16 protein-coding genes are annotated in these 14,875 nt (G+C 66.6%); 11 read left to right on the plus strand and 5 right to left on the minus strand.

The window, feature by feature from the left end; genetic code table 11:
• Positions 1-159: 159 nt before the first annotated feature.
• The 5 genes from petA to J7I44_RS10335 all read left to right on the plus strand — a co-directional run bounded on the left by petA (position 160) and on the right by J7I44_RS10335 (position 3,947).
• Positions 160-756 (plus strand): ubiquinol-cytochrome c reductase iron-sulfur subunit, encoded by a 597-nt coding sequence (gene petA, locus J7I44_RS10315; protein ID WP_209620003.1) that lies wholly within the window; start codon positions 160-162, stop codon positions 754-756.
• On the plus strand, positions 756-2,057 hold the full coding sequence (locus tag J7I44_RS10320) for a cytochrome b (protein WP_245188092.1): 1,302 nt from the start codon (positions 756-758) through the stop codon (positions 2,055-2,057). The genes petA and J7I44_RS10320 overlap by 1 nt, the downstream gene beginning before the upstream one ends.
• Positions 2,058-2,070: 13 nt before the next feature.
• The gene (locus J7I44_RS10325) at positions 2,071-2,802 is read left to right on the plus strand and encodes a cytochrome c1 (RefSeq protein ID WP_209620006.1); all 732 of its coding nucleotides are present in this window, start codon (positions 2,071-2,073) and stop codon (positions 2,800-2,802) included.
• Between the two features lie 76 nt (positions 2,803-2,878).
• Positions 2,879-3,502 carry a glutathione S-transferase N-terminal domain-containing protein gene (locus J7I44_RS10330; protein ID WP_209620009.1) on the plus strand — a complete coding sequence of 208 codons (624 nt, stop codon included), beginning with the start codon at positions 2,879-2,881 and terminating at the stop codon, positions 3,500-3,502.
• Between the two features lie 13 nt (positions 3,503-3,515).
• Positions 3,516-3,947 (plus strand): ClpXP protease specificity-enhancing factor, encoded by a 432-nt coding sequence (locus tag J7I44_RS10335; protein WP_209620012.1) that lies wholly within the window; start codon positions 3,516-3,518, stop codon positions 3,945-3,947.
• Positions 3,948-4,037: 90 nt separating this feature from the next.
• On the opposite strand, the gene J7I44_RS10340 is transcribed toward J7I44_RS10335, so the two are convergent.
• The 4 genes from J7I44_RS10340 to J7I44_RS10355 all read right to left on the minus strand — a co-directional run bounded on the left by J7I44_RS10340 (position 4,038) and on the right by J7I44_RS10355 (position 8,417).
• Positions 4,038-4,433, minus strand: a complete 396-nt coding sequence (locus tag J7I44_RS10340; protein WP_209620016.1) for a DUF3301 domain-containing protein — start codon at positions 4,431-4,433, stop codon at positions 4,038-4,040.
• 128 nt (positions 4,434-4,561) lie between these two features.
• The gene (gene nadC, locus J7I44_RS10345; RefSeq protein ID WP_245188093.1) at positions 4,562-5,422 is read right to left on the minus strand and encodes a carboxylating nicotinate-nucleotide diphosphorylase; all 861 of its coding nucleotides are present in this window, start codon (positions 5,420-5,422) and stop codon (positions 4,562-4,564) included.
• Positions 5,423-5,704: 282 nt separating this feature from the next.
• A complete protein-coding gene (locus J7I44_RS10350; RefSeq protein WP_209620020.1) occupies positions 5,705-7,984 on the minus strand; it encodes a DUF1631 domain-containing protein in 2,280 nt (759 codons plus the stop codon).
• A 160-nt stretch (positions 7,985-8,144) separates the two neighbouring features.
• A complete protein-coding gene (locus J7I44_RS10355) occupies positions 8,145-8,417 on the minus strand; it encodes a Trm112 family protein (protein WP_209620023.1) in 273 nt (90 codons plus the stop codon).
• A 57-nt stretch (positions 8,418-8,474) separates the two neighbouring features.
• Between J7I44_RS10355 and purE the strand changes: the two genes are divergently transcribed.
• A complete protein-coding gene (gene purE, locus J7I44_RS10360) occupies positions 8,475-8,978 on the plus strand; it encodes a 5-(carboxyamino)imidazole ribonucleotide mutase (RefSeq protein ID WP_209620025.1) in 504 nt (167 codons plus the stop codon).
• Positions 8,975-10,138 (plus strand): 5-(carboxyamino)imidazole ribonucleotide synthase, encoded by a 1,164-nt coding sequence (locus tag J7I44_RS10365; RefSeq protein WP_209620028.1) that lies wholly within the window; start codon positions 8,975-8,977, stop codon positions 10,136-10,138. Before purE ends, J7I44_RS10365 begins: the two co-directional genes overlap by 4 nt.
• A gap of 157 nt (positions 10,139-10,295) precedes the next feature.
• On the opposite strand, the gene J7I44_RS10370 is transcribed toward J7I44_RS10365, so the two are convergent.
• Entirely contained in the window at positions 10,296-10,874 is a 579-nt protein-coding gene (locus J7I44_RS10370; RefSeq protein WP_209620031.1) for a superoxide dismutase, read from the minus strand.
• A 112-nt stretch (positions 10,875-10,986) separates the two neighbouring features.
• Between J7I44_RS10370 and grxD the strand changes: the two genes are divergently transcribed.
• The 4 genes from grxD (at position 10,987) to olsF (ending at position 14,721) form a co-directional block, all read left to right on the plus strand.
• On the plus strand, positions 10,987-11,313 hold the full coding sequence (gene grxD / locus J7I44_RS10375; RefSeq protein WP_209620035.1) for a Grx4 family monothiol glutaredoxin: 327 nt from the start codon (positions 10,987-10,989) through the stop codon (positions 11,311-11,313).
• Positions 11,310-12,077: an SDR family NAD(P)-dependent oxidoreductase gene (locus J7I44_RS10380; protein WP_209620038.1), complete on the plus strand. Its 768-nt coding sequence runs from the start codon at positions 11,310-11,312 to the stop codon at positions 12,075-12,077. Before grxD ends, J7I44_RS10380 begins: the two co-directional genes overlap by 4 nt.
• 129 nt (positions 12,078-12,206) lie before the next feature.
• On the plus strand, positions 12,207-12,803 hold the full coding sequence (locus J7I44_RS10385) for a YhgN family NAAT transporter (protein ID WP_209620113.1): 597 nt from the start codon (positions 12,207-12,209) through the stop codon (positions 12,801-12,803).
• Between the two features lie 199 nt (positions 12,804-13,002).
• On the plus strand, positions 13,003-14,721 hold the full coding sequence (olsF, locus tag J7I44_RS10390; protein ID WP_209620041.1) for a bifunctional ornithine lipid synthase OlsF: 1,719 nt from the start codon (positions 13,003-13,005) through the stop codon (positions 14,719-14,721).
• Positions 14,722-14,875: the final 154 nt, after the last annotated feature.

Below are 14,875 nucleotides of genomic sequence, written 5' to 3' on the forward strand. Positions count from 1 at the left end.
CAATGGTTTGCGTGGGCCGGACTCGGGAGGCGCGCAGGGAGGTCGTCCCCTTGTGCGATTTATTGTACGGGCCAGGCCCTGACGCTACACTAACGCGATTTTTGCAGGCTCCCAAACGGGGCTCGCATCTCAATGGCATTGCATGTACCGGAGAGCCTGATGGCGAACGAAGTCGTCGATCATGGCCGCCGCCGCTTCCTGACAGCGACCACTTCCGTGGTCGGTGCTGTCGGAGTCGTCGCGGCGGCCGTGCCCTTCATCAAGTCCTGGGAGCCCAGCGCCCGCGCCAAGGCCGCCGGTGCGCCGGTCATGGCCGACATCGGCAAGATCGAGCTGGGCCAGAAGGTCGACTACGCGTGGCGCGGCCTGCCCGTGTTCGTGGTCCGCCGTACCCAGGACCAGCTCGCGGTGTTGCCGACCCTGGCGCCGCGCCTGGTCGATCCCAACTCCGAGGTCGACCAGCAGCCGAGCTACATCAAGGGCCCGGACCGCGCGATCAAGCCCGAGTGGCTGGTCGTGATCGGCATCTGCACCCACCTGGGCTGCGTGCCGGAGTTCTTCCCCCAGATCAAGCCCGAACCGTTCGATCCGAACTGGAAGGGTGGCTTCTTCTGCCCCTGCCACAAATCGCGCTACGACCTGTCGGGTCGCGTGTTCGCCGGCGTGCCCGCGCCGAAGAACCTGCAGGTGCCGCCGTACCACTTCGTGGACGACACCCACATCCAGATCGGCGTCGATCCCAAGGAGGCCGGCTGATGGCTAACGTATTCACCCGCATGGGCGACTGGGTCAACGAGCGCGCGCCCAACATGATGCCTGCCTACCGCAAGCACATGACCGAGTACTACGCGCCGAAGAACTTCAACCTCTGGTACTACTTCGGTTCGCTGGCGCTGCTGGTGCTGGTCAACCAGATCGTGACCGGCATCTTCCTCACCATGAACTACAAGACCAGCGCGGCGGAAGCCTTCGCGTCGGTCGAGTACATCATGCGCGACGTGGAGTGGGGCTGGCTGATCCGCTACATGCACTCCACCGGCGCGTCGCTGTTCTTCGTGGTGGTGTTCCTGCACATGTTCCGCGGCCTGATGTACGGCTCGTACAAGAAGCCGCGCGAGCTGGTGTGGTTGCTGGGCATGCTGATCTTCCTGGTGCTGATGGCCGAGGCCTTCATGGGCTACGTGCTGCCGTGGGGCAACATGTCGTTCTGGGGCGCCAAGGTGATCATTTCGCTGTTCGGCACGATCCCGGTCATCGGCGGCACGCTGGTGGAATGGATCATGGGCGACTACCTGCCCGCCGACGCCACCCTCAACCGCTTCTTCGCGCTGCACGTGATCGCGCTGCCGCTGGTGCTGTTGTTGCTGGTGGTGCTGCACATCGCCGCGCTGCACGAAGTGGGTTCGAACAACCCCGATGGCGTGGAGATCAAGAAGGGTCCGAAGGGCAACCGCTGGGACGCGCTCAAGCCGGCCGACGGCATCCCGTTCCATCCGTACTACACGGTCAAGGACCTGGTCGGCGTCGGCTTCTTCCTGCTGATCGCCGCGTTCATCATCTTCTTCGCGCCGACCATGGGCGGCTGGTTCCTGGAGCACGACAACTTCATCCCGGCGAACAACCTGGCCACGCCCGCGCACATCAAGCCGGTGTGGTACTTCACTCCGTTCTACGCGATCCTGCGCATGATCCCGTCGTTCCTCGGCCAGGCCTTCTGGGGCGTGCTGGCGATGTTCGGCGCGATTGCCCTGCTGTTCGCGCTGCCGTGGATCGACGTGGGCAAGGTCAAGTCGATCCGCTACCGCGGTACCGGTTACAAGGTCGGCCTTGGCCTGTTCGTGCTGTCGTTCATCCTGCTCGGCGCGGTCGGCGCGGGCGTCACCGCCGAGGTGATCCCGGAGTGGTTCGGCGACGTCGACGTGACCTTCTGGGAGAACCTTTTCGGTCGCTTCTGGACGCTGGTCTACTTCGGCTATTTCGTGTTCCTGTGGCTGTACACGCGCCTCGGCTGGGAAACCACCAAGCCGGTTCCGGAACGGGTGACCACGCATGACTAAGCGGCAGCTACTGATGAAGCACATTCTCCTTTCGATGACGCTCGCCCTGGGCCTGCTGATGGGCAGCACCCAGGTCCTGGCCTCCGAGGGCGGCGCGGAGCTGCCGTCCGCCGGCGTGAACCTGCGCGACCAGGCTTCGCTGCAGCGTGGCGCGCGCCTGTTCTTCAACTACTGCGTGGGTTGCCACTCGCTCCAGTACCAGCGTTATTCGCGCATCGCCGAAGACCTGGGCCTGACCGAGAAAGAGGTGATGGAAAACCTCAATTTCACCGGCGCCAAGTTCGGCGAGCCGGTGATCTCGCACATGCCCGAAGATCAGGCCAAGCAGTGGTTCGGCAAGGCTCCGCCGGACCTGTCGCTGGAAGTGCGCGCCAAGACGGCGGACTGGGTGTACGGCTACCTCAACAGTTTCTATGTCGACCCGAGCCGCCCGGTAGGCTGGAACAACACCGTGTTCCCGAACGCCTCCATGCCGTTCCCGCTGTGGGAGCTGCAGGGCGTGCAGACCGCGGTGAAGAAGCCCGGCAGCGAAGAGGTGGAGAAGCTGGAGCTGTCCCAGCCTGGCCGCATGACGCCCGAGCAGTACAAGCAGGCCTCACGCGACCTGACCAACTTCCTGGCCTACGTCGCCGAGCCGGCCGCGCTGCAGCGCCACGCCTACGGCATCTGGGTGATCCTGTTCCTGGCGCTGTTCACCCTGCTGGCCTATGCACTGAAGAAGGAATACTGGAAGGACGTCCACTAAGCCGGACGCCTGCCAGCATCGGATGCGGCGGCCTTCAAGCGCCGCCGCATCGCTTATACAAGGGGAGAAAAAGCGCATGGTGCAAAGCGCTCGTTCGCGTACCGTACTGACCCTGTATACCACCGCCGACGACATCCAGTGCCATCGCGCGCGTCTGGTGCTTGCGGCCAAGGGCGTCAGCTACGAGCGTGTGCTGGTCGATCCGGCCAAGCCACCGGAAGACCTGCTCGACCTCAATCCCTACGGCAGCACGCCGACCCTGGTCGATCGCGACCTCACGCTCTATGACACCGCGGTCGTCTGCGAATACCTGGACGAGCGCTATCCGCATCCGCCGCTGATGCCGATCGATCCGCTGTCGCGTGCGCGCTTGCGCCTGGCGACCGTGCGCATCGAGCGCGACTGGCTGCCCGAAGTGGACACCATCCGTGCCGGTGGCCGTCCCGCCGACGCCGCGCGCAAGCGCCTGCGCGAGCATTTGCTCGCCTCGCTGCCCCTGTTCAAGGCGGCCAAGTTCTTCCTGAATCCCGAAATGAGCCTGGTCGATTGCCTGGTTGCCCCCGTGGTCTGGCGCCTGCCGTGGCTGGGCGTGGATCTGGGTCGCGAGGGCAAGCCGATCGTCGACTACGGCGAGCGCCTTTTCCACAGCCAGGGTTACGCGCGCAGCCTGACCAGCGAAGAACGGGCCATGCGGCCATGACCGGCATGGGCCAATGACCGATCGCTCGCCACCGATGAGCTCCAACCGCCCGTACCTCTTGCGGGCGATCTACGACTGGATCACCGACAACCAGTTGACGCCATACGTGCTGGTGGATGCCACCGTCGAGGGCGTGCGTGTGCCGCCGCAGGTGGTCAAGAACGGCCAGGTCGTGCTGAACCTCGCCATGCGTGCGGTGGCCAATCTGGAGCTTGGCAACGACTACATCGGTTTTCAGGCGCGCTTTTCCGGTGTCAGCCAGGCCATCCGCATCCCGGTGCAGGCCGTGCTCGCGCTTTACGCGCAGGAAAACGGGCAGGGCATGATGTTCCCCACCGAGGATGGCGACCCACCGCCGCCGGCACCTGGTCCGGACGATTCCGGCCCGTCGGGCGAAGGCACGGAAAAGCCCCGGCGTTCACCCCATTTGCGCGTAGTGAAGTAAACCTGCCACCGCTGTTTTCCTTTGCGGGAACGGGTTTCCTGCAGGTGAGCTGCTACAGGGTCCATGCCGTGTCGGGGACAGGTTGGCGCGTTATTGCCCGATCCGCGGTCGCCGCGCCCGGAGCGGGATGACGTTGTCCGGCTGAGCCATGGAGTGTGATCCCGCCTCGGGCAAAGGTATCTCCACCTTGGGCAGGCTCACCCCCGCAAGCCGTTCGCCGTGCATCCACAGACGCCCGTCCAGGCGGTCGTCGCCATGCGCGCTTACCTCGAATACGTAACCGAGTTCGAGCTGGCGCCGGCCGTCGACCCGGCGCCAGCGGAGGCTTCTCAGGCCTACCGTCTCATCAAGCAGCTGCAGGCCGTGTTGCGCACATTGCCGGCGCGCTTCGTCCACCGCCCGTTCGCGGGAGCGGGTGAACTTGAGCCACGCGCCCGTCAGGGCGGCAAGCGTCGTCAGGGCAATCAGGTCGGAAACTTGGCTCATGGGTGGAGTGTGTGGGTGCCGCTGGCCAAGGGCAAGGTACGGCCCATGACAGGCGCTCGCCCATGCGCGATCGCGGGTTGCCACATACCCACGCACAAGCAGTGCCCTGCATGCGCGGGCGTGGGCCCTCAGCTATCCAGTTGCAGGCGCAGCGACAGATCGATCGCGCGCACGTGCTTGGTCAGCGCGCCGACTGAAATGAAGTCCACGCCAGTGCGTGCATAGTTGCCGATGGTGTCCAGATCCACGTTGCCGGAGATCTCCAGAGGAACACGGCCCGAGGCGGTGGCGACCGCTTCGCTCATCATCGCCGGTGTGAAATTGTCGAGCATGATGCGATCCACGCCCGCGTCGATGGCGCGCCGCAGTTCGTCCAGGGTTTCGACCTCGACTTCCAGCAGCAGCGAGGGATGCAGGCGGCGCGCCTCGGCCACTGCGGGCTCGATCCCGCCGGCGGCAGCGATGTGGTTTTCCTTCACCAGAATGGCGTCGAACAGACCGATCCGGTGATTGTGCCCACCGCCGCACCGCACCGCATACTTTTGCGCCAGCCGCAGGCCCGGTACGGTCTTGCGCGTATCAAGCACGCGTACGGCGGTGCCGGCGACGGCCGCCACGTAGGCGGACGTGATGGTGGCCGTTCCCGAGAGTAACTGCAGGAAGTTGAGCGCCGAGCGTTCGGCGCTGACCAGCGCGCGTGCGCGTCCGCGCAGATGGCAGATCACGCTGCCCGCGGCCACGCGCTCGCCGTCGCGGACCTTCCAATCGATCGCTACGTCTGGATCGAGCTTGCGGAAGCAGGCATCGAACCACGGAATCCCTGCCATCACTGCCTCTTCGCGACAGGTCAGCGCAGCGCTGGCGTTGGCCTCGGGGGGCAGCAGATCCGCAGTGGCGTCACCGGTGCCGAGGTCTTCGGCAAAGGCACGATCGACATCCGCGTCGATCAGTCGGATATCGGGCGGATCGAGGGCGAGCACGTCAGGCATGCGGCATCCATTCGGTGGTGGGAGTGACGACGGGGCAGACGATTTTCAGTCGACCGGGCCAGCCAGCAAGGATAACCGAGGCGAGCATTGGCCATCCCCATGCGCCGGACCGTCGCCCACGCAAGGCGCCTGCATGCAGGGGTGCTCGGCCGACGAACGCGACAGGCCATACCCATTGCTCGCCCGCTGACAGGAGTCGAAGACACGCCTCCGGCCAGGCAGCGCCAGCCTGTTCCGGCAACATGACGGCCGGGTCCGGGAAACCGGGGACCTCCGGCGTGTTCAGGCCAGGTCGTCAGTGCCTGCCGCGGCCGCCTGGCTCAGGCGATCGACGATGGCACCCATCGCACGATCGAACAGGGGTTCGGACGGCAGGATGCGTGCGCTGCCGGCGGCCAGCGCCGCGGCGAGCTCCTGCGGCGCATAGTCGCCGACCTTCAGGCCACGCCGGTTGACGAACAGGTAGCGCCCGCTCATCGGGCTGATCCACGACAGCTTGGCGCGGGTGACCGCATCGCCAGTGGGGCAGAACTCCAGCCACGTGCCCGGCTTGAGTTGCTCGACCTCGATCAGCTCGCCGTTGTCCAGGGCAACCGCCGTCGGCTGGTCTTCTGTCGGCTCGGGTTCGGCCGTGTCGGCGTCCAGTATCGGCTGGATGCTGTCGGGTATCGGCAACGCCACGTCTTCGGCGGTGCTCTCGGGCGTCATCTCGCCCAACTGCTGCCGATAGTAGGCATGCAGTTGGCCGAGCAACCGCTCGATGTCGCTTTCCTGGAACGCCACATTGGCCAGGCCGCGCCGCAACGCCCGCTCGATACCGGGCAGCATGCGCAGAAGGGCGCGGCGGTCATCGGTGGTGTGTACCGGACGGGCGCTGGCGATGAACTCGTTGACGAAGCGCAACGCGTCGGCAAAGGCCGGCGAATCGTCGCCCTGGCGCAGGATGGTCAGCACCAGGTGGTTGGCCCATGCACGGGCCAGCACGCCGTGGATCAGTGGCGGCAACGTCTGGCCGCCGATGCGGTCGAGGATCTCGCGGGCGGCGCGGCGGCGGGCCAGTTCCAGCTTCTCGCGGCCACGTGCCGATTCGGCCACGCGCTGCTCGGCCAGTTCCGCACGCTTGCGGCTCTGGTCCTGGAATGCCTGCAGTTCGTCGCCCAGGCGCTCGAACAGGCCCATGTCGTCGTCGAAGTCGTGCAACAGCCGTTCAACGATGGACTTGATCTTGTCGTGCACGCGGTGGTCGCGGTCGGACTCCTCCGACCAGCCCTTGGCCAGTTCGGCAAGGCCATCGAGCAGGCGACGCGCCGGATGATGGCGGTGGGCGAACAGCTTGCGGTCGAGGATCGCCGCCTTGAGATAGGGGATCTGCAAGCGTGCCAGCAGCACCTGCATCTCGGCCGGCAGGGTGTTGTCGGCCAGGATGAACTCGAACAACATCCCGACCAGGTCGATGGTGTCCTCATCGATCGCGGCGACCTGGCCTGGGCGTTCGCCCCGCAGGGCACCGATCTGGCCCAGCAGTTGCTCTTTCAGCTGGACGACCTCGCGGCCGACCACCGCCGGGTCCACCGACTGCGCAGTCGGCATGGGGCCGGCCGCGAGCTGGCTTTGCAGCACGCTGAGTGCGCCGAGCAGTTCGTTCGCCGTGGGGATGGCGAGGGACGCGCCCCGGGCGCCGGCCCCGATGCCGCCGACAGCGGCCACACCACCGGCGGCTTGAGCCCTGCGTGCACTGAACAGGGCACGCACGGTATGCAGCAGTTCGCTGGCCAGCTCGGCTTCCGTGTCGCTGGCGCCGTCGGTGCCGGGGGCGACGCCCCGCGCAGCCGCCGGGGCCGCCGTGGCTGCCGGGCCATCGCCGCGCAATACCTCGTGGCGAAGCTGCGGCAACACGCCCGCGCGCACCAGCTCGGTGTTGATTTCCTGATACAGCTCTTCGAGCGCGGAAAGCACGTAGCGGTCGAACAGCTTGTAGATGATGAGCTTGACGCGCATCTCCGCGGCCAGCTCGCGCATGGCCTGGCGGAACGCCTGCGCCAAGGCGGCGGGGGCCACCGGGTTGGTGCCGTCCTCGATCTTGATGCCGCCGCAGATGACCGACAAACGCTGGTTCACTGCGAACAGGTCGCGCGCCAGGCGCGACTCGTTCTTGGCCGTCATGCTGGTGATGGCAAGCGATTCTTCCAGCTCGTTTTCGGCCACCAGCGACAGCTCTACGGGAGCGAGCGAGGGACTGGTCGAGGGCGCGGGAGCAGGGCGCGTGGTGATGCTGGTCAATTCACGGCTGACCTGGGCCAGAAAGCTGCGTTCGACCATCGGGCGGCGCTTGCGCACTTCGCGCATGCCGTCGAAGTAATGCATCTGGGCGGCGTTGTTCTCGGCCTTCTCGGCCAGGTCGAACAGGGCGTCGTCGACGTGCTCGAACATGTTGCCCAGGAGAAGCTGGAGGCGGCGGCCGGCGATCGTGCGCACGGCGCCAAGCAGGTCGCCCACGCGCTCGGCCGACTCCTGCCGCTGGCTCAGGCTGACGACCTTGTTAGTCTCATTGGCTTCTTTCATCGCCACACCCCTGAAGCATCCCTTGCCGACGACCATGGCTGCCCGGCCACATGAAATTGGACCTTAAGCGAGGAAACGTGAACGACTCATGCACTGGCGTACACATTAGTCCACGCCATGTGTAAAAGGATGGCGCCGTTCACTTTTTCGAAAGGTCGTTTCAGGCAGTTGCCGGAAAGTCCTTCAATTGCACCGTTCCGATGCCTTCCTCTGGGAGCATGACCGGGATGCCGTCGTCGACCCGGTAGACCACCTTGCGGTCCACGGTGATGAGGCCTTCCCCGAGTCGCTGCTGGACGCGGGCACCTGCGACCGTGTCGACCTCGCCGCGCTCGATGGCGGTGTTGATCGCCTCCAGCTCCCCGCGCGCGAGCAGGCGGACGGGCGTCTTGCTTACCGGGCAGCACAGGATGTCGAGCAGGCGCTTGTCCATGGCGGTGGGGTGTCGTGCGGAAAGCCCGTACAATAGCCCTTTTGGGATGGCAGAACCATGACTTCGACCGCCAAGCCGGCCCGCGTGGGCGTGGTGATGGGTTCCCGATCGGACTGGGAAACCATGGAGCACGCCGCCACCGTTCTTGACCAGTTGGGCGTGCCCCACGAGGTGCGCGTGGTGTCCGCCCACCGCACTCCCGACCTGCTGTTCCGCTATGCCGAAGAGGCCGTCGGCCGCGGCATCGAGGTGATCGTTGCCGGCGCCGGCGGAGCCGCCCATCTGCCCGGCATGCTGGCGGCCAAGACGCGGCTGCCGGTGCTTGGCGTGCCGGTCCAGTCCAAGGCGCTCAACGGCATGGACTCGCTGCTCTCGATCGCCCAGATGCCGGCCGGCATCCCGGTCGGTACATTGGCGATCGGCCGCGCCGGCGCGGTGAACGCGGGCCTGCTGGCCGCCTCCGTGCTCGCGCTGCATGACCCGGTCATCGCGCAGGCGCTGGACGCCTACCGTGCGAAGCAGACGCAAAGCGTGCTCGACCAGCCGGATCCGCGCGCATGAGCCCGCGTCGCCAACCCGTGCTGGGCATCCTGGGCGGCGGACAGCTGGCGCGCATGCTGGCGCTCGCCGCCGCGCCGCTGGGCGTCAAGACGCTGGTAGTCGACAGCGTCGCCGACGCCTGCGCCGGGCAGGTCGCGCCGCTGGTGGTCGCCGACTGGAAGGACTACGAGGCGCTGGAGCGCTTCGCCGCCATGGTCGACGTGGTGACTTTCGATTTCGAGAACGTCCCGGCCGAGACCGCGCACTGGCTGGCCGGGCGCGTGGCCGTGTCGCCGGTGCCTGGCGCGTTGGCCGTGGCGCAGGACCGGCTTGCCGAGAAGACGTTATTCCGCGAATGCGGGCTCGATACGCCTGCGTTCGTGGCCGTGGACACACGCGAGGACCTTGACCGTGCCATCGTCGAGGTCGGCGCGCCCGCCATCCTCAAGACCCGCCGCCTGGGTTACGACGGCAAGGGCCAGTTCCGCCTGAAGACGGCCGCCGACGCCGATGCCGCCTGGGCTGCCCTGGGCGCGCAGGGCGCGGTCCATGGGCTGATTCTGGAAGCGTTCGTGCCGTTCGAGCGCGAGCTTTCCGTGATCGCCGTGCGCAACCGCGAGGGCGATTTCCGTACCTGGCCGCTGACTCGTAACTGGCACACCGACGGCGTGCTGAGCCTGAGCCTGGCGCCGGCCCCGGACATCGACGAGCTGCAGCGCCGCGCCACCGACCTGGCCCGCACTCTGGCCGAGCGGCTGGACTACGTGGGTGTGTTCGCGCTGGAGTTGTTCGTCAAGGACGGCCAACTGCTGGGCAACGAGATGGCCCCGCGCGTGCATAACTCGGGCCATTGGACCATCGAGGGTGCGCACACCAGCCAGTTCGAAAACCACGTGCGCGCAGTGCTCGGCATGCCGCTGGGCGACACCGGCGCGCGCGGGTTGTCGTGCATGTTCAACTGGATCGGCGATCTGCCCGACCCGGCGCCGGTGCTCACCACGGCCGACGCGCACTGGCACGACTACGGCAAGCAGGCGCGCCCCGGTCGCAAAGTGGGGCATGCCACCATATGCGCGCCTGACGAAGACACGCTGGCCGGGCGCGTTGGCCATGTCGCCCGTTCGCTGGATCGTGAGGAACAGGCCAATCCGGTGCTGCAGGTGCTCGCACAACCGGTTTGAAGCGTCCTGCAGGCGCGTGCCTGCGTGCGACGTGTGTCATGGCGCTGGCGACGCCGTGCCCGGATCGCGGTGGTCGAGTATGCGCGTTTGCCGGGAGTGGTTGGTCGGCTGAAGCCTACCCCTGCGAAAAAGCGGAGCCGGAGCTCCGCTTTTTTATTTACGCCATGTTGCTGGCGGCAAATTCCCAGTTCACTACGTTCCAGAAATTTTCCAGATACTTCGGACGGGCGTTGCGGTAGTCGATGTAGTAGGCGTGCTCCCACACGTCGCAGGTGAACAGCGGCTTGTCGCTGCCGGTGATCGGCGTGCCCGCGTTCGACGTGTTGACGATGCCCAGCGAACCGTCCGGACGCTGCACCAGCCAGGTCCAGCCCGAGCCGAAGTTGCCCGCGCCCATCTTGGCGAATTCCTCCTTGAACTTCTCGACCGAGCCAAACGCCTTAGTGATCGCGTCGGCCAGCTTGCCGGTCGGCTCGCCGCCGCCGTTGGGCTTCATCGAGTTCCAGTAGAAGGTGTGGTTCCAGGTCTGCGCGGCGTTGTTGAACACGCCGCCGGAGGACTTGCGGACAATCTCCTCAAGTTCCATCCCTTCGAACTCGGTGCCCGCGATCAGCTTGTTGAGGTTGGTCACGTAAGCGGCGTGGTGCTTGTCGTGATGGAACTCCAGCGTCTCGGCGGAGATGTGCGGCTCCAGCGCATTCTTTTCGTACGGAAGGGGGGGAAGTTCGATCGCCATGAGGGGCTCCTTGGACTTGCGGCTAAGGGGAAGCCGGGCGGGCCTGCCGGGCGGCGGGCCGTGCACGGCTGGTACACTTGTGGTCCTGCACGCATTGTAGAACCCCCGAGCTATGGACGTTAACGAGCGAATCAAGGCGGTGCTCGCCGAGCACCCCATGGTGCTTTTCATGAAGGGCACGCCGCAGTTCCCGATGTGCGGCTTTTCCGCCCGCGCCGCGCAGGCGCTGAAGGACTCCGGGGCAAGCGTCCATGCCGTGAACGTACTGGCCGATCCGGAGGTGCGTGCCGCACTGCCGCACTTCGCCAATTGGCCGACGTTCCCGCAGCTGTTCATCCAGGGAGAGCTGATCGGCGGCTGCGACATCGTCGAGGACCTCAAGTCCTCCGGCGAACTGGCCCGCATGGCCCTCGACGTCAGTGGCGCGGTGCGCGCATGACCCTGCCGATCGCACGCCTCCCGCAGGACATCGCGCCCGCGGCCGGCAGTCTGTCCGGCCGCGTGGTGCTGGTCACCGGCGCCTACGGTGGCCTCGGTCGCGCCATCTCGCTGGCCGCGGCGCGCGCGGGCGCGACCGTGGTGATCACCGGCAAGCGCAAGCGCCAGCTCGAACAGCTTTATGACCTGATCGTGGCCGAGCAACTGCCCGAGCCGGTGATCCACCCGCTGGACATGGAAGCCGCCACGCCGCGCGACTACGAGGCGCTGGCCGATGGACTCGAGCGCGACCTCGGCCGCCTGGACGGCATCGTGCACTGCGCCGCCAGCTTCGGCGGCCTTACCCCGATCAACATGCACAAGCCGGACGAGTGGCTGCGCACGATGCACATCAACGTGTCCGCGCCGTTCGCCCTGACCCAGGCCTGCCTGCCACTGCTGGCCAGGGCGCCCGATGCATCGGTGGTGTTCGTGCTGGACAACCCGGAGCTGGTCAATCGTGCGCACTGGGGCGCCTACGGCGTGTCCAAGGCGGCGCTGGAGCGTTTCGTCGAGATCCTGCACCAGGAGACCGACACCACCGCGATCCGCACGCATGCGCTGTTGCCGGCGCCAATGCGAACGGCGCTGCGGCACCTGGCGTATTTCGGCGAGGACCCGAATACCCAGCCGCTGCCCGATGCGGCGGCCGACGCGGCGGTGTGGCTGCTTGGGCCGCAAGGCATCGCCGCACGCGGTGCGATGCTGGACCTGCGCCAGCGCTGATCCCGATCCCTGCAGGAGCCCGCTTGCGGGCGATGTCTTTGCCGGCCGTGCAGACAGGCATCGCCCGCAAGCGGGCTCCTACAATGCCGTTCCAGACCCGACAGAAGGAAACGCGCCATGGAAACGCAGATGACCACCCTCTCGGCGGGCATCCTGCTGTTCCTGATCATGGATCCGCTGGGCAACATCCCCTTCTTCCTGAGTCTGCTCAAGCACGTGCCGCCCAAGCGCCGGCGGGTGGTGATGATCCGTGAGCTGCTGATCGCGCTGGGTGTGCTGCTGGGTTTTTTGATCGGTGGCCAGCACATCCTCAAGCTGCTGCAATTGCGCCAGGAGTCGATCAGCATCGCCGGCGGCATCGTGCTGTTCCTGATCGGCATCCGCATGGTGTTCCCGCCGCCGGAGGGCGGCATTTTCGGCAAGCCGGGCGAAGGCGAGCCTTTCATCGTGCCGATGGCGATCCCTGGCGTGGCCGGCCCTTCGGCGATGGCCGCGCTGCTGCTGCTGACCAATACCTCGCCAGGCCGCACCGCGGACTGGGCCACGGCGCTGCTGCTGGCGTGGCTGGCGACCTCGGCGATTTTGCTGTCTTCGACTTATTTGTTCCGCTGGCTCGGCGAGAGCGTGCTGACCGCGCTGGAACGGGTGATGGGCATGCTGCTGATCGCGCTGTCGGTGCAGATGTTCATGGGGGGCGTGGCGGCGTTCCTGCACATGCAGGTGTGACGCACGCTGCTTTGGCAGGGTGGACCCAGTCCACCGATCCCGGTTTTGCAAAGGACGGTGGGCTGAAACTCGCGCTGCGGACGACCGCGATCCTGCGAACCGTGCGCATGCGCATGTTTATGCGCCGAGGGTGCTCTGGCGCCGTCGCCCAACTGTCATACTTGGCGTCCAGCATGGGCGAAAACACCAGGAGGCGGTCATGCTCAGCGTCGAACGGAACCTAGTCGAACGCCTGCCATGGCTGGCGCAACATCCGCGGCTTCGCCGGCCCGTGGCCGGGTTGCTCGGGCGCCTGGCGGACGAATCAGGCTTCAACCGCGTGCTTGATGCGGTGGGCGAGGTCGAGGGTTTCGATTTCGTCGAGCGTGCGCTGGAGGTGCTCGGCGCGAGCTATCACGTCAGCCCGCGCGAGCGAGAGCACATCCCGACCGAGGGCCCCGTGCTGGTGGTCGCCAACCATCCGCTGGGCATGGTCGATGCGCTGGCGCTGCTGCAGCTGGTCGGCTCGGTGCGTCCCGACGTGCGGATCCTGGGCAACGACTGGCTCGCCGCCATCGAGCCGCTGCGCCGGCTGTTGCTTCCGGTGGATGTGTTCGGCAAGGGCGCGGCCTCCCGGTTGCGGGGTGTCTATCGCGCGCTGGATCAGGGCACCGCATTGATCGTGTTTCCCGCGGGGGAGGTCTCCCGCATGGGACCGGGCGGCGTGCGCGACGGCAAGTGGTCGGACGGCTTTGCTCGGCTGGCCAGGCACAGCGGGGCACCGGTCTTGCCGGTGCACGTGGCCGCACGCAATTCGGCCGCTTTCTACGGATTGTCGATGCTGGCCAAGCCGCTCAGCACGGCCATGCTGCCGCGCGAGGCGGTAGCGCCGATCAAGCGGCGGATCGGCCTGAGCGTCGGTGCGCTGATCGGTGCGCAGGAATTGTTCGAACGCAGCGGGGATTCGCCTGAGCGGGCCGCCCGGTTGATGCGCCGCCACGTCTACCGCATCGGTCGCCGGCGCGGGCTGATCTTCGGCGGGCAGGTGCCACTGGCGCATCCGGAGCCGGCCGAGCGGGTGGCTGCGGAGTTGCAGGGGCAGGGCGAGAAGCTCGCCGACCTCAGCGACGGCAAACAGGCGTGGCTGTTCAAGGGCACCGCCGACAGCGCCGTGTTGCGCGAGATCGGTCGGCTGCGTGAACTGACCTTCCGCAAGGTTGGCGAGGGCACCAACGCGCGGCGCGACCTGGACGCGTTCGACCCACATTACGAACACCTGCTGTTGTGGGACCCCGCCGCGCTGCGCATCGTCGGTTCCTATCGTTTCGGCCATGGCGGGCGGCTGATCGCCGAGCGCGGGCTGGGCGGGCTATACACCGCCAGTCTCTTCAACTATTCACCGGCGCTGGAGTCGCGCCTGGCGCAGGGGCTGGAACTGGGCCGCAGCTTCATCGCGCCGGCGTACTGGCGCTCGCGTGCGCTCGACCAGCTTTGGCAGGGCATCGGCCTGTACCTTCAGCGCCATCCGGAACTGCGCTACCTGTTCGGTCCGGTGAGCATGTCGGTAAACCTGCCGCGCGAGGCGCGCGAGTGGATCGCCGCCGCGCACCAACACTATTTCGGCAAGCCCGGCCTGGCCTCCGCGCGGCAGCCGTTCGTGATCTCGCCCAGCGTGATCGGGCTGGTGCGCCAGGCCCTCGAAGGCCTGGGCGCGCAGGAGGGGCTGGGCAAGCTCAAGCACCACCTGGATGCGCTGGGCGTGAGCCTGCCGGTGCTCTATCGGCAGTACGTCGACCTGGTCGAGCCCGAGGGCGTGCAGTTTCTGGACTTTGGCGAAGACCCGGGCTTTTCCGGTTGCGTCGACGGCCTGGTGATGCTCGACCTGGCCAATCTCAAGCCCGCCAAGCGGGCGCGCTACCTCGGCAGGACCGGCGCCTGAACCACCTCAGCGAAAACAGGTGAATCAGTCTCGGTCTTGTCATAAACTATCGTTAAGTTTGCTTAACAACTGGTTGGTAGATGGGGTGGCCCCATCGCTGCTGGACGATAGCTGCGCCAAGAAGTTAGGGGAAACACAAGCATGCGACGCATGC

This window comes from Frateuria flava (genome assembly GCF_017837635.1).
GTDB classification, from domain to species: Bacteria; Pseudomonadota; Gammaproteobacteria; order Xanthomonadales; family Rhodanobacteraceae; genus Frateuria_A; species Frateuria_A flava.